12 protein-coding genes and 4 tRNA genes are annotated in these 17,612 nt (G+C 43.0%); 12 read left to right on the top strand and 4 right to left on the bottom strand.

The genetic code is table 11. From position 1 onward, the window contains the following. The first annotated feature begins 186 nt into the window (after nt 1-186). Together hemH and IE130_RS04875 are read left to right on the top strand one after the other, a co-directional pair. Entirely contained in the window at nt 187-1,206 is a 1,020-nt protein-coding gene (hemH, locus tag IE130_RS04880; protein ID WP_189582626.1) for a ferrochelatase, read from the top strand. 192 nt (nt 1,207-1,398) lie between these two features. Beyond that, nucleotides 1,399-2,238 carry a BPSS1780 family membrane protein gene (locus IE130_RS04875; RefSeq protein ID WP_189582624.1) on the top strand — a complete coding sequence of 280 codons (840 nt, stop codon included), beginning with the start codon at nt 1,399-1,401 and terminating at the stop codon, nt 2,236-2,238. A gap of 101 nt (nt 2,239-2,339) precedes the next feature. Here IE130_RS04875 and IE130_RS04870 read toward each other — a convergent pair whose 3' ends face one another. Then, the gene (locus IE130_RS04870; protein WP_189582621.1) at nt 2,340-2,672 is read right to left on the bottom strand and encodes a hypothetical protein; all 333 of its coding nucleotides are present in this window, start codon (nt 2,670-2,672) and stop codon (nt 2,340-2,342) included. Nucleotides 2,673-2,868: 196 nt separating this feature from the next. On the opposite strand from IE130_RS04870, the gene IE130_RS04865 reads away from it, so the two are divergent. After that, nucleotides 2,869-4,173 carry a right-handed parallel beta-helix repeat-containing protein gene (locus IE130_RS04865; protein WP_189582618.1) on the top strand — a complete coding sequence of 435 codons (1,305 nt, stop codon included), beginning with the start codon at nt 2,869-2,871 and terminating at the stop codon, nt 4,171-4,173. A gap of 51 nt (nt 4,174-4,224) precedes the next feature. Here IE130_RS04865 and IE130_RS04860 read toward each other — a convergent pair whose 3' ends face one another. The 3 genes from IE130_RS04860 to IE130_RS04850 form a co-directional block, all read right to left on the bottom strand. Further along, nucleotides 4,225-4,761, bottom strand: coding sequence for a hypothetical protein (locus IE130_RS04860; RefSeq protein WP_189582615.1), 537 nt, complete (start codon nt 4,759-4,761; stop codon nt 4,225-4,227). A gap of 448 nt (nt 4,762-5,209) precedes the next feature. After that, a complete protein-coding gene (gene polA / locus IE130_RS04855) occupies nt 5,210-8,188 on the bottom strand; it encodes a DNA polymerase I (RefSeq protein ID WP_189584048.1) in 2,979 nt (992 codons plus the stop codon). Nucleotides 8,189-8,664: 476 nt separating this feature from the next. Next, nucleotides 8,665-9,078, bottom strand: coding sequence for an Ohr family peroxiredoxin (locus IE130_RS04850; RefSeq protein ID WP_189582612.1), 414 nt, complete (start codon nt 9,076-9,078; stop codon nt 8,665-8,667). Nucleotides 9,079-9,387: 309 nt separating this feature from the next. Between IE130_RS04850 and IE130_RS04845 the strand changes: the two genes are divergently transcribed. The 9 genes from IE130_RS04845 (at nt 9,388) to IE130_RS04805 (ending at nt 17,136) form a co-directional block, all read left to right on the top strand. Beyond that, on the top strand, nt 9,388-10,293 hold the full coding sequence (locus IE130_RS04845) for a hypothetical protein (protein WP_189582609.1): 906 nt from the start codon (nt 9,388-9,390) through the stop codon (nt 10,291-10,293). Nucleotides 10,294-10,474: 181 nt separating this feature from the next. After that, entirely contained in the window at nt 10,475-12,070 is a 1,596-nt protein-coding gene (locus tag IE130_RS04840) for a peptide chain release factor 3 (protein ID WP_010201724.1), read from the top strand. 330 nt (nt 12,071-12,400) lie between these two features. Beyond that, nucleotides 12,401-13,255 carry an RsiV family protein gene (locus IE130_RS04835; RefSeq protein ID WP_189582606.1) on the top strand — a complete coding sequence of 285 codons (855 nt, stop codon included), beginning with the start codon at nt 12,401-12,403 and terminating at the stop codon, nt 13,253-13,255. A 79-nt stretch (nt 13,256-13,334) separates the two neighbouring features. Continuing rightward, complete coding sequence (locus IE130_RS04830) at nt 13,335-14,675, top strand: FHA domain-containing protein (RefSeq protein WP_189582603.1); 1,341 nt, start codon at nt 13,335-13,337, stop codon at nt 14,673-14,675. A 195-nt stretch (nt 14,676-14,870) separates the two neighbouring features. Beyond that, on the top strand, nt 14,871-16,367 hold the full coding sequence (locus IE130_RS04825; RefSeq protein WP_189582600.1) for an anthranilate synthase component I family protein: 1,497 nt from the start codon (nt 14,871-14,873) through the stop codon (nt 16,365-16,367). A 193-nt stretch (nt 16,368-16,560) separates the two neighbouring features. Further along, nucleotides 16,561-16,636, top strand: a tRNA-Thr gene (locus IE130_RS04820). Nucleotides 16,637-16,703: 67 nt separating this feature from the next. Next, a tRNA-Tyr gene (locus IE130_RS04815) sits at nt 16,704-16,787 on the top strand. A gap of 81 nt (nt 16,788-16,868) precedes the next feature. Beyond that, nucleotides 16,869-16,942, top strand: a tRNA-Gly gene (locus IE130_RS04810). Nucleotides 16,943-17,061: 119 nt separating this feature from the next. Further along, nucleotides 17,062-17,136, top strand: a tRNA-Thr gene (locus tag IE130_RS04805). The last annotated feature ends 476 nt before the right edge of the window (nt 17,137-17,612 follow it).

Below are 17,612 nucleotides of genomic sequence, written 5' to 3'. Positions count from 1 at the left end.
ATTGTATGGCGATGCGTGGATGAGCACAACCTTCGAGTTGAGTCTTTCGCGCACAGTAAAAACTCAGTGCGTATCAAATTGTAGGGTTGCTACTTTTACCATGCGTTATCGCGCTATAAAATGCTACACTAATAATCGTTTATCCTATATTCTTTTTTAATCAACCTAATAATAAAATAGTACTTTATGAAACCAAAACTGCCCCCACGTATTGCTGTTCTATTGGTCAACCTTGGTACGCCTGATGAGCCGACAGCGCCTGCGGTACGTCGCTACCTAAAGCAGTTTTTATCAGACCCGCGTGTGATCGAGATTCCGAAATTCCTGTGGGCGATTATCCTGAATCTGTTTGTGTTGCCAAGCCGTCCTAAACGCGTGGCAGAAGCTTATGCCAGTATTTGGGATGGTGACTCGCCAATGCGCAATATCCTGAACCAACAAGTAGCGATGTTAGATACGCGTTTGGCTGAGCAGGCTGCACCATTTCGCGTTTCTGTCCATTCTGCAATGAGCTATGGTAATCCAGGTTTGCCCGATGTGATGGACAAACTGCGTAGCGAGGGCGTTGACCACTTTGTGATGTTACCCGTATTTCCACAGTATTCAGCGACTTCAACGGGTGCAGTGTACGATGCCATTACTAAATGGTCTCTAAAGCAGCGTAACTTGCCTAATATTACGATAGTTAAAGACTACTTCGCGCATCCTTTATATATCAAAGCATTAGCGGATAGTATTCGTCGCTTTCAAGCGGTACATGGCAAACCTGACAAGCTTATGTTTAGTTTTCACGGTATTCCGCAGCCGTATATGGATAAAGGCGACCCTTATCCTAGACGTTGTAAATGTACCGCAGCGCAAGTGGCACAAGCGCTTGGCCTAAAAGATGATGAATGGATTATCAGCTTTCAGTCACGCTTTGGTAAGCAAGAATGGGTTAAGCCTTATACCGACGTCATACTCGATGAATGGGCTAAATCAGGTGTAAAATCAGTACAAATTCTCAGTCCAGCGTTCTCAGCGGATTGTCTAGAAACCTTAGAAGAATTGGCGATTGAGAACCGTGAGAACTTTCTTCATGCTGGCGGGCAAGAGTATCACTATATTCCAGCGCTGAATGCTGATGAGGCGCACATAGATTTGTTAGAAGCTATGAGTGCGCCATTGGTCAAAGGCTGGGCAGGCACGCTGGATGGTTGGGCTTAATTGATTAAATTTGCAAATCAAAAAAATACCGGACATAGCATCCGGTATTTTTTTGCCTAAATGGTTTTAATTGAATTGACTAGAATGAAATAAAGTTGGGGTATTCGTTATCAATGTGTGAGAATATGCCAAACAACTATTTAAAACCTTTGCTAGCTTTATATTTGCTTAACTTTATCTTTAAGGATGACTATGTCCAGCTCTAACTCTTCACAATCCAATGTGTCTCTACAAAAACCTAACGGCCAACCACCGAACTTACCGCCAACTGATGAGTATGGCGGCCTATTACCGCAGTTATTGGCAAATCCAAGAAAATGTGATGCAGCGGCTGGCATGAGCTGGATTGTTAAAGCGTTTGGACTGTTTAAAGATCAACCATTATTATGGTTTGGCATGAGTGTGACATTTCTAGTGATCGTTGGCATTGCTTCTTCAATACCTTTATTAAATATCCTGATCATACCGACTCTGTTTATGTTTCTTGGGGGCTTTATTAAAGGTGCAGCAGCTCAATCGCAAGGGGCAGAGCTGCGTTTTGACCATCTATTTTCAGCATTTAAAAGCCATTGGCAGCCCTTGCTAATCCTTGGCTTATTATATTTAGTGGGTATTATTATTTGTATGATTCCGCTGTTTATCGCTATGGGTAGTATGATGTTTTCTATGATGACAGGCGGTATGGGTAGTAGTTACGGAATGATGAATGATATTTCTCTAGGAAGTATTTTCCTTGGTTATCTGTTGTCTATGCTACTGATAATCCCCCTTTATATGGCACTGTGGTTTGCGCCAGCGTTAGTGGTACTACATGACCTCGACCCCATTGCCGCCATGAAAAAAAGCTTTGAAGCAGGCAAAGTTAATGTCGTGCCTATTTTAGTGTATGGTTTAATATCAGTGTTGTTGTTACCTATCCTGACTATGCTGACCTTGGGACTGGGTGTATTTTTAATACTGCCAATTATGTTGCTCACTTACTACACCAGCTACCGTGACGTTTGGACCGATCAGCCAGTGTCAGCAGTGTAGTTTTTGAATTTGATAAAACGTTAAAACTTAAGCACCTTCTAAGAAACAAAAAATCCCGCTCAATGCTATCGAGCGGGATTTTTTATGACTGAATAGTTATCCTAAAAAGAGTCATCGTTACTACGTTCTGCTGCCTCTCTATCAGCGATATCCATCGCATCTGGATAATCACTGTCATCTAAATTGTCTTGAACCAAGACTTCATCGACACGTGATTCGTCGATATTTTGGCGGTGCATGGGCGTTAATCCTTGCGTGGCATCTGTACCGACTTCTGAATTATCAAACCCAGCACTATTGTCAATCACATCATCATTATCAATCGTGTGCAGCATAGGATTGTCTAGATTCACTTCTTGACTGTTATCATTGATGTTTGTATCACCTTCAATGTGATCCATATTTTCTGGTAGCGGACTCTTTGAATTGTCCATAATGGTTTCCTTATTATTGGCGGTTATTATTAGGTCGGTGGTTATTATTAGATAGTTATCAGCTGTTATTGTTGATTTTGTTTATCAAGATTCATTTATCAAAGTTAGTGTGACGCGTTATGATAGCTACTGATAGTAGTAAGGTGTCACAGGATGTTCAAAAAATGTAAGACGGACAATAAATAAGAGGTGCTTAATGGTAGCCAGCAAGAAGGGTTTACTCACATTCTCGTTAATAACAGCCTCATTGATGGGTGTCACGGTAGGCATGACAGCTTGCGAACGTTTGCCTTTTATTAATCCTGAGGGTATGAGAGAAACGAGTCATGTACAGCCGCCGCTTATAATCGATGCCAAGCTACCAAAAGCTACGACGATAATAAATTGTGCACCATTGAAACCTAAGCAGACAGTGACGGTAAAAGGTCATAGCGCACTCAGTAACGGCTGTGATTTGACAGGCAAGTCGATACGCTTTGAGCTGAACCACTCAAACAGCTCACTCGACTGTCGAGGCGCACTGCTTAGTACCACGGCTGATGACCCATCAAAGGCCAGTGCTATTACCATTAAGCCTGAAGCGGATGTGGCTATCGACAATATTGCAGTGGCCAATTGTCATGTGGAGGGCTACGGTCATGCGCTGCACATTCGCCAATATAGCAATCCCAATCAGCGTTACGCGCGTGGCTTTATTCATCCTGCTGCCAACCGTGCCCTTGCTCCAAATAGTATTCGCGTCATTAATGTCAGCAGTCGCAATAGTATCAATAGTGGGATGTTCGTTGGCGATCATGTGCATGACATCACTTTTGATAAAGTGCATATCCAAAACGCAGGCACCGTTGGGCTCTATTTAGAGTTTGGTAGTCGCGATAACGCGATTAAAAACTCTGTGTTCGTCGGGAATGGTTTTCGTACGTTTAAACCCAATCGTGAAGCTATCGCCGTCGATTCATCGAGCAACAATCGTATCGAAAACAATCAATTTATCCATAATGGCGCAGGCAGTATATTGTTATATCGCAATTGCTTTGAGCACGCCGATGACCCGACGCGGGGCAATCATTTTAAACGTACTGAATCGAGCCGTGACAATATTATCGCCAACAATATTTTTGAAGATGAGCCAGTTGGTGTGTGGGTGGCATCCAGACAGTCGCGCAATCTCAAAGGTTTTGAATGCGGTGCTTATTTGGTTAAGCAAACGCCATTTGCCAGCTACCATTTAGACAGTGCTAAAGACAATCAGATCATTAATAACCGTTTTGAGCAAGTCGAGCAGGGGATTATCGTAGAGGATGACGGCACGCTGATTAAGGGCAATAAGTTCGCAGCAAACGTCCGCTTACCTATCAGTGTTGGTTCTGAGATTCGTGAACAAAGCACAGTCGGAGCAATAATAAATACGCAGATTAAAAACAATACCTTTATCGATAAATCTATCGAACAAGCTATTCAGATTAGCGCTGCAAGCAAAACGGCTACCCATATTGAGTAGCCGTAGATATTTAAGCAACATTGATAGACCATAAACACTGCACTGACAGTTTTAGTGATTGGCGTGGCTCAATTCATCATTTAACTTGTGCAACAGGCAGGATTCAAAGTCGCTTAATGTAAACTTCCATAAGTACAGCAAGGCGATGATATATATCATGGTTTCAGCGAGCTCTTCAACTATCCCACCAAAAGCGTGAGGGAACATGATAGCGTTCTCTCCCATATACTGTATCACAGCCAATACAGTGACACTGAGATAGAGTGAGACATGAACGTTCTTCAACACTGCCCAAAGGTAACGCCTCGAATAAGCCAATAAGCCAAGCGCAACGAGGTAAATAAGGGTCAGTACACTGTCTTCCCACCAGTCATAAGACTGATTGAGAAATGAAAAATCACTGGGAACCAGTAAATCTGGTAGATAGTTCAACTCTCGACGAATAACAGCGACAAAAACCAGCACCGTTGCCAACCAAAAAGCCTTAATTTGTCTGACATGGCTCTGTATAACATACTGCGAGCTGCGCAATAAACATGCTATCAACAGTATAATGCCAGGGGCTTCAATGATGCCATCTGAACTCAAAATAAATGACTCCCGATTTTTTAAAAACAAAAAAGTGAGCGCAAAGGCTCACTTCAAAGCAAAAAATAATGAATGAATAATTATGATTTAATGTGCCACCATTATAACGCCTACACTGAGATATTACCGTTATAAAATATAACCAACTGGTCATAAGTGATTGTTAATACGAATAATAGTTAGGGCGTGTCTTCAATTCACTCGATAGTCATCTGAATGGGCTAAAAATGGCTAAATCTTGCCAAACATCGTCAAATAGCTGGTTAATATCCCGATATTATCTGCACTATTTTTCTTGTTTGACGGCAATTTATCTCATTTTTATCACCATTTTTGAAATGAAGACACGCCCTAATCATTCATTGTAGTCTTGATTATTAGAAATCTTTACTTTTTCTAAGCATTTAAAGACCACTTATCTCAAGTCTAAGCGAGTGACAGTCTGTAATTAATGCGCCTCATCCCAGTTTTGACCACTATCGGTCTCGACCAATAATGGCACTGCAAAGTCGACGTTCCAGCCTTTTTCCACGGCTGTCGTCCTCAAGACATCTTGCATTGCATCGGTAATCAACTGGCTAATCTCATCGACCTTATCGGCATCGACTTCGAACACCAGTTCATCATGGACTTGTAGCAGCATTTTAGCTTGCTCTTTTGGCAATACCTTATCGACGGCAATCATAGCAAGCTTAATCAAATCAGCAGCTGAGCCTTGTAGTGGCGCATTAATCGCAGCACGTTCAGCGCCTTGCTTAACCATGCGGTTGCTATGGGTGATATCAGGGGTATAGAGTTTACGACCCAATATCGTCTCGACATAGCCTTGCTCATGGGCACTGGCACGAGTATTGATCATATAGTTTTTCACACCCGGATAGCGATCAAAGTACATGTCGATATAGTCTTGCGCCTCATTGCGGCTCATTTGTAGCTGCTTGGCAAGTCCAAAGGCACTCATGCCATACAGTAGTCCAAAATTGATGGCTTTGGCGTTACGGCGCTCAGTTGGCGTAACATCTGCGACCTCTTTGCCAAGCACTTCGGCGGCAGTCGCAGCATGAATATCTAACCCTTCGTTAAAGGCGTCAGTTAAGTTCTTATCGCCTGAAAAATGCGCCATGAGACGCAATTCGATTTGTGAATAATCCGCTGCGAGAATCACGCGACCTTCTGGTGCGATAAAGGCTTGGCGAATTAGGCGACCAGTTGCCGTACGAATCGGGATATTTTGTAAATTGGGATCAGTCGAAGACAAACGACCCGTGCTGGTCAATGCTTGGTGATAGCTGGTATGCACACGATCAGTTTCGCTATCTGCGACATTATCCAGCGCATCGGTATAAGTGCTCTTTAGTTTAGATAGTCCGCGATATTCTAAGGTTATATCGACCAATGGGTGATCAATTTTCGATAGTATGGCTTCACCAGTAGAGTATTGACCGGATTTGGTCTTTTTGCCACCCGGAACACCGAGTTTCTCAAATAACATTTCGCCGAGCTGCTTAGGTGAGCCTAAGTTAAATTCTTCGCCAGCGATTTCATAAGCCTGTTTTTCAAGCGCGATAATTTCTTCATCGAAGCGTTTTGATAATTCGTTTAAGAATGGGCGTTTAATTAAAATGCCATTTGCTTCCATTTGACAAAGTATCTCTGCCGTTGGAATCTCTAACTCATGTAGCAGCTTGGTATTATTGGCATCGTTCGCCAGCTCAACGCTAAACACCTCAAATAATTGATAGGTAATGTCAGCATCTTCACAAGCATAGTCACTGGCGATATCGATGGCGACTTGGTCGAACGTAACTTGCTTAGCGCCTTTACCCGCGACCTCCTCAAAGCTAATAGTCTGCGTTTGTAGATAATGACGAGCCAAATCATCCATACCGTGGCGAGTGGCCGCTGCATTAATCACGTAGCTGGCAAGCATGGTATCCATCGCCCAATTATTAGGACTGGCATGAATGCTACCTAACAAGTCGATATCATAATGACTGAGAATATGCGCATCGTATTTTAGGTGTTGACCGATTTTACCGATGTTTGGGTTTTCCAAAATTGGTTTTAAGCGTGTCAAAACGGTATCACGGTCGAGCTGTTTAGCCGTTAGCTCGTCACCTTCTAGACTATGCATCAGCGGAATGTAGTACGCTTCATGTGCTTGCACAGCAAAGGATAGACCGACGATTTCGGCTTGACGCCAATAAACGCTAGTGGTCTCGGTATCAATGACAAAATGTGGCGCAGATTCTAACAATTTAACTAAGCTGTCAAAAGCAGGCTCGTCTAAAATCGTGTGCCACGCTCTATCAGGATTTTGGCTGTCAGTTATATTATCCATCTTGCTTGATTGTAGCGACTTAGCGATTTGCGCTTGTGATTCCGTGTTTGCTTGACTGTCAGCGACACTCTGCGAGCCATTTGCAGGATGATTTGGGTGGTCAAGAGACGCTAGCTCGTTTCTAAACTCAAGCTCATTATACAATTCGCGTAATTCGTCTATATGAGCACAAGGATCGGTATTGATTTTCAGATCGTTCCAATCTTGACCGATAGCTAAGTCTGTCACGATGGTGGCAAGCTTCCTATTAAACGGAATATCGTCAGCGTGTTCAATTAAACCTTTGGCACCGCGACCTTTGATAAAACCAATATGCTTTAACATATTGCCGATATCGCCATACTCAACGAGCAGGTCTTTTGCTGTTTTTTTACCGATACCAGGGACGCCTTTGATACCGTCTGAGGCATCACCCATCAAGGTCAAAAAATCAATCATTTGGTTTGGCGTGATACCAAGTTTGTCTACGACCGCTTGAGTGTCCGTGACTTTGCCAGTAAAGCTGTCTTCCAATATGACGCAGTCATTAACCAGCTGCATCATGTCTTTATCGCCAGTTGAGATGACCACATGATGGCCTTGTTCAACTGCACGATGCGCCAGTGTCCCGATGATGTCATCGGCTTCTGCACCCTCGATACGTAACAGCGGAATACCTAATGCGATCACCAAGCGATGGATATAAGGAATCTGCTCTACCAGCTCTATGTCGATGGGCGGGCGAGCTGCTTTATAATCAGCAGACATATGGTGACGAAAAGTCGGTGACTTGGTATCAAAGCAAACCGCCATATGAGTGGGATGATAACGACGCATCAGCTTGAGTAACGCATTGAGCGTGCCACGGATAGCATTGGTTATCAGGCCTTGCGAGTTTTGCATGGTCTTTGGTAAGGCATGATAAGTGCGAAACAGATAGTAAGAGCCATCAACCAAAATAAAAGGGGGCTGATTGCTGTCCACATGACTGGTGTCCATGGTCGCTACATTGGGCATGGTATCAAAGTTTGGCAAAGCGGCAGGATCAATCGCTTGATGGGAGTTGTGGTCACTGTCGGTAATGGAGTCGGTAATGGAGTCGGTCATAGGATCAGTCATAGAAGTCACTTATCAGCTATTAGATAGAAATATGTGCTTATTATAACGATAAAAATGACGTGTGCCGAACTGCTTAAAAGTTATGATAGGTTCTATAGTTAAAATATTCTAAAAACACGACGGTATGGCTGATATCAATTTTTTGTCGCCTCTGTCTGCGCAGGCACAGCAAGCAAGAAAAATTGATATCAGCAGTGCGTGATGGTTCGATACTACTTTGCACTCACTATATAGTCAGTTCAGAATAAAATCGATACATTACTAGTTAGGTGCGACTGGTATAAATTTTCCTTGCTTGCTGCTATCACAGAGGCTACGAAAAATTCATCCCAGTCGCACTGTATCTGTTTTAAAGTGAATCCACTATAGCGTTATTATTTTTTGGCCAAAATTTGAGAAAAAAAAGAACCCAGCGTTAACTGAGCTCTTTTATATCTATTACTGATACTGTCATTGATCAGGAATTATTTTACTTCTGACGTCACTTCGCTATCGATATTACCGTGTGTGGCTTTCGAGTATGGGCAAACTTTATTGGCTTTTTCGACCAGCTTTTGAAATTCATCAGCAGATAGTTCAGTGTTTTCAGCAGCCACATGAATTTTCACCGCCAATTGAAAGTCTAGACCTTCACCTTTACGTAAATCTACCGATACTTGAGTGGTCGAGTCAAATTTTGCTTTTTCTTCGCCTTTGACTGCCGCAAGTGCGCCATCGAAGCAAGCCGCATAACCCATGGCAAATAATTGCTCTGGATTATTACCGTCTTTGCCTGAACCCGGTGCGACCATATTAATGGTCAAATCACTATCTTGCAGACTAGCCTTACCAGAACGACCGCCAGTGACGGTTGCTTGAGTAGAATATAGAGTTTTCATAACACATCCTTTGTAATTGGTTTATTTATATAATTATTAAATTCAATCAGCCATTAAGCATAACAAACTATGCGCCTAGCTCCATAGGTCAGTCGTAACTATATGCTACGACTTTGTAAGTGAGCATTTGCATGGATAATGAGAATATTTTTAACATTCACCAATAAGCCCTGCTACACAATTAATGGCTTTAGATATATAAGTCATGACGACATTGATGTAAACTAGTAACATGGTTTTCATACCAATTTTATACCCACATTATCAGCAGAGATGTGTAAAACACCTTAACCGTAAGGACACCTTATTATGAAAGCAACAGTATTTTTGCCTATGACCTTATCCTTGCTCGCGATGGCACTCGTGGGATGCGGCGAAGACGATGACGGTGTCTACGGTTCAGGCGGCAATAAAATTACGCTGACGAGCTTTTCTAATAGCTATGACAACCAAGCCAACGCGAGCGCTATTGCGCGAATCGAACAGACCTACCGTACTGGTGGACGTGAAATAAAAATAAAAAATCTGGTCAACAGTTACAACAACCAAAGTCTTAATAACTTAGACAGAACCGTGCTGGCAGATGATTTTGAAGGCAGGCTGGAAAATAACGATATTGAAGTCAATGGTCGCACGGTTAAACGTCCTATTTATGAGACAAACAGCAACAATAAATTGAATTATGAGACCACCTATAAAACCCTTGATTTAGCAGGTTTGAACGCTGGTAGTTATAGTTCTGGCACCAATAGAGACAACAGTCGCGGCATCATTACTGATTTGAACAACTATCCTGATATACCAGCCAATGTGACGTTCCCAGCTGGCTCGGTTTGTTATATTCCTGTTGTCACTAGCGAGCGCTCGTTTTTGGCCTTTAGTGACAGTAATAAAACGGGCTATAGTACGCTAAACAGATGGATTGACGCGGCTGAAGAACGTTTTAACGACGATAGAGACTTTAGCACCTCGCGCTTTGGGGTGGGTTTTGACAACGACCAAAAAGCGGCGCAAGTGACGTTTTTTGAGTTTAACAACCAGCCTGCTTATCGATACAATGGTGTTGAATATGATAATGATATTTATGAAGCCGATTATGTGGCGCAAGGCCGCATTGACCCGAATACCAACAGTGTGCGCGGTGTCGTTGACTGTACGCTAGTCAATGAGGTGGCAGGGGACTTCTTGGCAGCGCAAATCACGCGCTATTATTAAATTCCAAAAAATGACTGACACTCTCTATTTAACGATCTAGAGAGTGTTTTTTTATGCGCTAATTCTGCACCCTCATGCTAAATCCGCTACAATACACCCATTATTTATTGAAATTAATACCCAAAAGAAAGTTACTGTCTAAAAGACAGCCTTTTTGAAGTTAAGGTTGAAGCCAAAAATTATGAGCGTAGATCCAAAGAAATTGAACAAAGAAGTGGCCAAACGCCGCACCTTTGCCATTATCTCGCATCCCGATGCGGGTAAGACCACCATGACCGAAAAGCTGCTGCTATGGGGTCAAGCGATTCAGGTGGTTGGCGAAGTAAAAGGCCGCAAAACTGACCGTCATGCCACGTCCGATTGGATGAGTATGGAGCAGGAGCGTGGTATTTCTATCACCACTTCAGTCATGCAGTTCCCTTATCAAGACCATATGGTCAATCTACTAGACACCCCGGGTCACGCCGACTTTAGTGAAGATACCTATCGTACGTTGACCGCTGTCGATAGCGCGCTAATGATGGTTGACGGTGCGAAAGGCGTTGAGGAACGAACCATCAAATTGATGGAAGTTTGCCGCATGCGTGACACACCGATTATCTCATTTGTGAACAAGCTAGATCGTCAGATTCGTGAGCCGCTTGAGCTGCTGAGTGAAATTGAAACGGTGCTTAAGATTAAGTGTATTCCGTTGACGTGGCCGATTGGTATGGGGCAGGATTTCGTTGGCGTCTATCATTTGACTGAAAATAAGACTTACCTTTATGAAAAAGGTAATGGCGGCAAGATGACGGTCTCTGAGACCCGTGACGGTTATGATTATCCGGACATACGCGAGCGTCTTGGGAAGCTGATGTTTGATGCTTTTGAAGAGTCGCTTGAACTGGTACAAATGGCGCTAGAAGACTTTAGCGAAGAGGCATTTTTAGCGGGCGAGATGACGCCAGTATTGTTCGGTACGGCACTGGGTAACTTCGGTGTCAATATGGTACTCGATACCCTTGTGAAATATGCACCGCCCCCAAAAGCCCATCCGACTACTGAGCGTGAAGTTTCAGCCTCTGAGACGGATTTTACAGGTTTTGTCTTTAAGATTCAGGCCAATATGGATCCGCGTCATCGTGACCGCATTGCGTTCTTACGCGTGTGCTCAGGTAAGTACGAAAAGGGCATGAAGCTGAAGCATGTACGCTTGGGTAAAGACGTGCGTATTGCGGATGCACTGACCTTTCTCGCCGGTGACCGTGAAGCGCTAGAAGAAGCTTATCCGGGTGATATTATTGGTCTGCATAATCATGGGACAATTTCTATCGGTGATAGCTTTACCGAAGGCGAGGAGCTAAACTTTACTGGTATCCCTCATTTTGCCCCTGAATTGTTTCGACGTGTCGTTCTAAAAGATCCTCTGAAGTCCAAGGCTCTACAAAAAGGCTTGCAGCAGTTAAGTGAAGAGGGCGCTACACAGGTCTTCATGCCGCAGATTAACAATGATTTAATCTTGGGCGCGGTGGGTGTACTACAGTTTGAAGTGGTCGCGCATCGTCTCAAAGAAGAATACAAGGTTCAATGTATTTTTGAGCCAGTATCGATTGCAACGGTACGTTGGATCCATTGCGATGATGATGTGGCCTTGGCTAAGTTTAAGAAAAAAGCCCACGACCAGTTATCAATCGATGGCGGTGGTTATCTGACCTATCTTGCGCCATCGCGAGTCAACTTGCAGCTGATGCAAGATCGTTATCCAGAAGTGACTTTTAGCAATACTCGCGAGCATTAATATCTGTTATTTAAGTATGAGTAAATGGTTGAAACCTATTTTCTATTTTTTAAAAGACACGCTAGCCGTGTCTTTTTTATTGCCTGTCGTTTAGTCCATTATTAAATCGCTACTTCTCATAAACATCGATACTAGTCATAAACATCGATACTAGCACCTTGAAACTAGCACTTTGACACTGGTACTCTGAAACCAGTCTTTTGAAACTGGTACTTCAAAAGATTAATACCTCAAAAACACAAACAGTGTTTCAACAATACATCACAGTAGTTACGGTAGAATATTATTAACCATTATATTATTAGCCATTGTTTTTTTATGGAAAGAATTATGACAGTCACACCTCAATCTAGTAGCGCCACACCAAAAGCCAACCAATCGTTAGTAATGAGAACGACCAGTCTACGCCGAGTTGGTACGTTAGTGACTGGCCTACTATTTGGGGCAATAGGGTTGTCAGCTAATGCGGGTAATCTCATTAGCAGTACCGATTATTTGGATTATGAGTTGCCCAACGATGTGCAAGAGAAATGTGCCGAACGACAGAATTGTCCAGAGATTGAGATTAAGTATCTCAAAACCAATCATGATTGGATAAACGATATTACCAATGCCCGTATCAATCATTTCGTCGTCAATAGTAAACCGACTGAGTCAGCATCTATTAACACCAGAGCAACGCCAGCTATTGTCAAGGTAGCTATCGATGACTTTGCAAGCTCACAATTTATAGATATGCCAAACGACAGTTCAGGGTCGTATAATTTGATGGTCACGCCTGATTATTTGGGGCATGTGAGTGATTTTGAGTTGTTTGAAATCAACTCGTATGTGTTTACAGGTGGCGCGCATGGCATGCCCTATAGTGAGTATTTAATATTCGATGCCAGCAGCAAAAAACAAATCCAGCTGGCAGATATGTTACAGACGGGCAAAAAATCACGTTTTGAGGCGCAAGCTTACGCTGCTTATAAAACATGGGTAAAAACGGTCGACAATGACCTAAGCAGCTATGAGAAAAACTGGCCATTTACCCTGAGTGATAACGTCACATTGACGGATAAAGGCGTCGATATTCGCTATCAACATTATTCTATTGGGCCTTATGCTTATGGGATGCCAGTCTTAAGTATCCCTTACAGTAAGCTTGGTGGTGTGATCAAGCCGCGTTTTATGCCCAAATAACCGTTTTATTCCGAAATAATATGAGTCATAAATTTTAGAGAACCATTGAACATTTAATAATAAATTAAGGAGCGATGTTATGACGAGCGATATAGAAAACACAGTAGCGACAACAGAGTCAACAGTTACAGATACTTGGCGTCTCAACGCCTTAACAGTAGCGCTGGGTGATCTGGCACTAACTGTGAGCGACAGCTTGTCTGTGGGGCGTGGTAGTGATAATGAGGTCGTACTTGGCAGCAAGGAAGTATCACGCAATCACGCGGTGCTGAGCGTACTAAACGGTAAGCTGTACGTCAAAGATCTGGACTCCTCTAACGGGACGTTTATTAATGAGCAACGTATTGATAGCAATAAGTCTAAGCACCTTGAGGCCAATGATACGCTTGGCTTTGCCAGTTTTGCCTTCAGAGTAACGCCGTTGAGTGTCGTAAATGAGGCTGTAGTGGATGAAGCTGTAGAGCAGCCAGTCATCGCTGAAGAACCGATAGTCGACCACGAACCTGTCGTTGATGTTACTGCTGCGCCAGTTCTCGCATCAGATTCTGTTAATACCCATGATGCTAATACCCATGATGCTGAGTCTAGCGTTGCCGATTCAAGCAGTGTTGATTCTGAAACTGTTGCTTCCAAAACTATTGACTCTGAGATTAGTCCGTCTCCCGTCGTAGAAGAGCAGCTAGCACCGACTGTTGCTGACAAACCAGAGATGGCTACTGATACACCAGAAGTTCATCCTGAGCCGCCTGTAGAGGTTGAGCCTATCGTGAAAGAAACCATCATTGCAGATGTGTTGTCATCAGTGAATAGCTCGGATAGCACACCTGTTCAACCAGCGGATATTACGGAAAGCAAGGTTGATAAGGCTAATGAGGCAGCTACTCCAGTCGTTAAAGAAACGATGATTGAAGAAGTCTTAACCGCCAAAGATACTGTGGATACCACACCTGTGCAAGCGACTCCAGTTGCCGCCGCATTAGACGAGCCGACGCCCATTACTGAGCAAGAGAATGCCATGTCTAAAGAGGTCATGCCTAAAGAAACAATAACTGAGACGCCTGTTGCTGAGACGCCTTTAGCTACTGAAAAGCCTTTAGCCAAACAGCCCGTTGTCGAGCAACCAGCATTAGACCGTGCAGAGCATGACAAAACCACCAAAACTGAACTGCAGGAAGAGGCTGATCCGGATGTCTTACGTGCTAAGCAAGCAGCAACTGCTCAGTTTTCAGGTACGGCCAATCTAGGACAGGCTCACGATCTCGGTACCGAAGGTAATAATGCCATGGATCAAGCCGTTGATAACCCTGCCAATGCTGGATACGTAGAGAAGAAGCCCAGCGGTGGTTGGTTTATATGGGTGTTTGCCGTCATTCTTATCATTGGCTTAGCGCTATGGCTGTTCAATATGGGCGGTGTATAAGCCAAGCTTTGTCATGTCCATCATGTCATGCTCAGATGAATTAAGGCTAACGTCCTTATACTTATAACTAGCGTTCTATAGCGTCAACGTTCATGAGAGTGTTGACGCTATATTTTAATTGTACTTTTACTCTCTTTTTAAGATTGCTTTTAAATTTATGGCCTTTTGCCAATATTGTGTTAAGAGACAGCTACTATGATGACCTTTGTAGAATATCAAGCTTTCAAAAATCAAGGCTTTAGTCATGCCCCTTTGGTAAAAAAGCGTTTGATGGATGCGCAAACGCCCGTGTCGGTATTCTCTAAAGTACGTGATTTGAATGGTTCTGCTTATCTGTTTGAGTCCGTGGTAGGTGGTGAGCGCTGGGCACGATACTCTATGATAGGCTTGGGTAGTGATCTGATTGTACAGTATGCTGACGGTAGTATGACGACCAAAAAAAACGATCATACGGACACCGAGTCAGTAGAAAATCCATTTGAATATATTCGTCAGTTAATGGCTCAGTACCAGATGCCAACAGTTAAAGATATTCCCACATTACCGAGCTTCAGTGGCGGTTTGGTGGGTTACTTTGGCTATGACATGGTGCGGGTCATTGAGCCTAGTGTAGGCTTGTCTGATGCGCCTAATCCGATGTTAATGCCAGATATGTGGCTGATGCTCTCAATGAGCGTCATTGTCTTTGATAATTTAGAAAGTACTTTATCAATTATTGTTTATGCTGATTGTCAGGCTGAGGATGGTTATAGCATGGCCATACGTGAGCTAGAAAAAATCGAAGAGAAGTTGGCAGAGCCGTCAAATTTATCTGCGCCAGTTATGCCGACTCCAGCTTTTACCTCGCAGACAAGTGTAGAAAAGTATGTTGGCGACGTCAAAAAGATAAAAGCTCACATCGAAGAAGGCGCTGTGACGCAAGTGGTCGCATCACAGCGTTTGACGGCGGATTATACAGGTGACTCACTGGCTGTCTATCGTGCGCTACGATACCTTAATCCATCACCTTATTTATTTTTGGTACATGGCTATACGCTTGATGATCACAAGCGTTTTGATATCATTGGCGCTTCTCCTGAAAGCCTGTCACGTATCGAAAACGGCAAAGTGACGGTGCGTCCACTGGCTGGTACCCGTAAACGTGGCCGAGATGAAGCAGAAGACCTAGCATTCGAGCAAGAGCTACTCAACGATGAAAAAGAGACTGCAGAGCATTTAAGGTTCATTGATTTAAGCTGCGAGGATATTTGCCGTGTCTGTACAGATGGCAGCGTGAAAATAACTGAAAAGATGTCTATCGAGCGTTATTCACAAGTCATGCATATTGTGTCCAATGTTGAGGGCAAGGTGCTGCCTGATAAAGATACGCTAGATGTGTTTTGCGCTACCTTTCCTGCTGGTACATTATCAGGTGCACCTAAAATTCGTGCCATGCAAATCATTGACAAAATAGAGCCGGTGCGTCGAACAGTGTTTGGTGGCTCAGTAGGATATCTGGGCTGGAATGGGAATATGGATACGGCTATCGCTATCCGAACAGCAGTGATGCGCCGTGGCCAAATACATATCCAAGCAGGGGCAGGGATCAATGCCGACTCTGTACCAGAGGCGAAGTGGGATGAAACCAATAAAAAAGCACTTATATTGGTAAAAGCGGTAAAAATGGCCTGTAATGGATTGTATATTCGTTAGCGATATTGTCAGTTGTATCGCAAAAATAAGAGTCGCAAGCATAAAGAGCCATCAAGCTTGAATTTTTATCTGAAAAAAATAGCAATATAATCAATGTCTTGAATATTATTATTAAAATAATTGGAAAAAACATGAAAAAGAGCTTGCGTCTGTCCAAATATTTGATAGAATAGCCACCACTTTGAGAGAACAAGCCGACTTAGCTCAGTTGGTAGAGCAACTGACTTGTAATCAGTAGGTCGCCAGTTCGATCCCGGCAGTCGGCACCATCTCTCTCAAAGTAGCTTTTTATGAATATGTCTTGAATTAAAGCCATTTTTATTCAAAGCAACCTAAGGTGGGATTGGGGAGCGGTCAAACCCAACAGACTGTAAATCTGTCGCGAAAGCTTCGAAGGTTCGAATCCTTCTCCCACCACCATATTTTCTAAGTTTGTCATAGCGCCAAGCATACTCGATATATAGTCACTCTTTCTTAGAGTGAGCTTACAGAAGAGTAAATGCGGGTGTGGTATAATGGTAACACCTTAGCCTTCCAAGCTAATGACGCGGGTTCGATTCCCGCCACCCGCTCCATATAGGCACAATCGCAAAAACTATTAAACATTCATCACGACAGTCAGTATATTATTGCTGTATCGTGATATTTTTTTTAGTGCAACCCACTGGTTGGCTACTGTAGTTGTTAAAAGCATGCTCATATAGCTCAGCGGTAGAGCACTCCCTTGGTAAGGGAGAGGTCTCGAGTTCAATTCTCGATATGAGCTCCATTTATTATTTAGCCTTTTATGTTTGCTTTGCTACTTTAACACACCGCTTTATGTCGATATCGAAATTATAGAATATTGAAAACAATAAAAAATTGGTACGGTAAATAAAAATTTAAGGGTGACACTGAGGTGTTGCCTTTTAGTGCTGTCAATTTCTAAATCAATTGCATTCACGAAAAAATACTGTAATGACAATGTTGTATAATACAGTGTAATGCTTGAAAAGCTAGTGATTGAAAAGTAGGTATAATGCCTGCATATAAAAGTACGGTGTTTATATTGTACTAAAGCATTTAATAGCAACACGATAAAGTAATTTTTAGTAGATAAGCCATAGCGTCAACGGTTTGATGGTTTTGTACGCATCATAAGCCGTCAAACAGCTATTCATCGATCTTTGACTGATAAAGATTCACCAAAAAAAGAGGAAATACCCATGGCAAAGGCCAAGTTTGAACGCAGCAAGCCACACGTCA

It is taken from the genome of Psychrobacter glaciei (assembly GCF_014652895.1).
In the GTDB taxonomy this organism is placed as follows: domain Bacteria; phylum Pseudomonadota; class Gammaproteobacteria; order Pseudomonadales; family Moraxellaceae; genus Psychrobacter; species Psychrobacter glaciei.
Note: the sequence above shows the minus strand (reverse complement) of the source record. Positions and strands in the feature narration are given on the sequence as shown.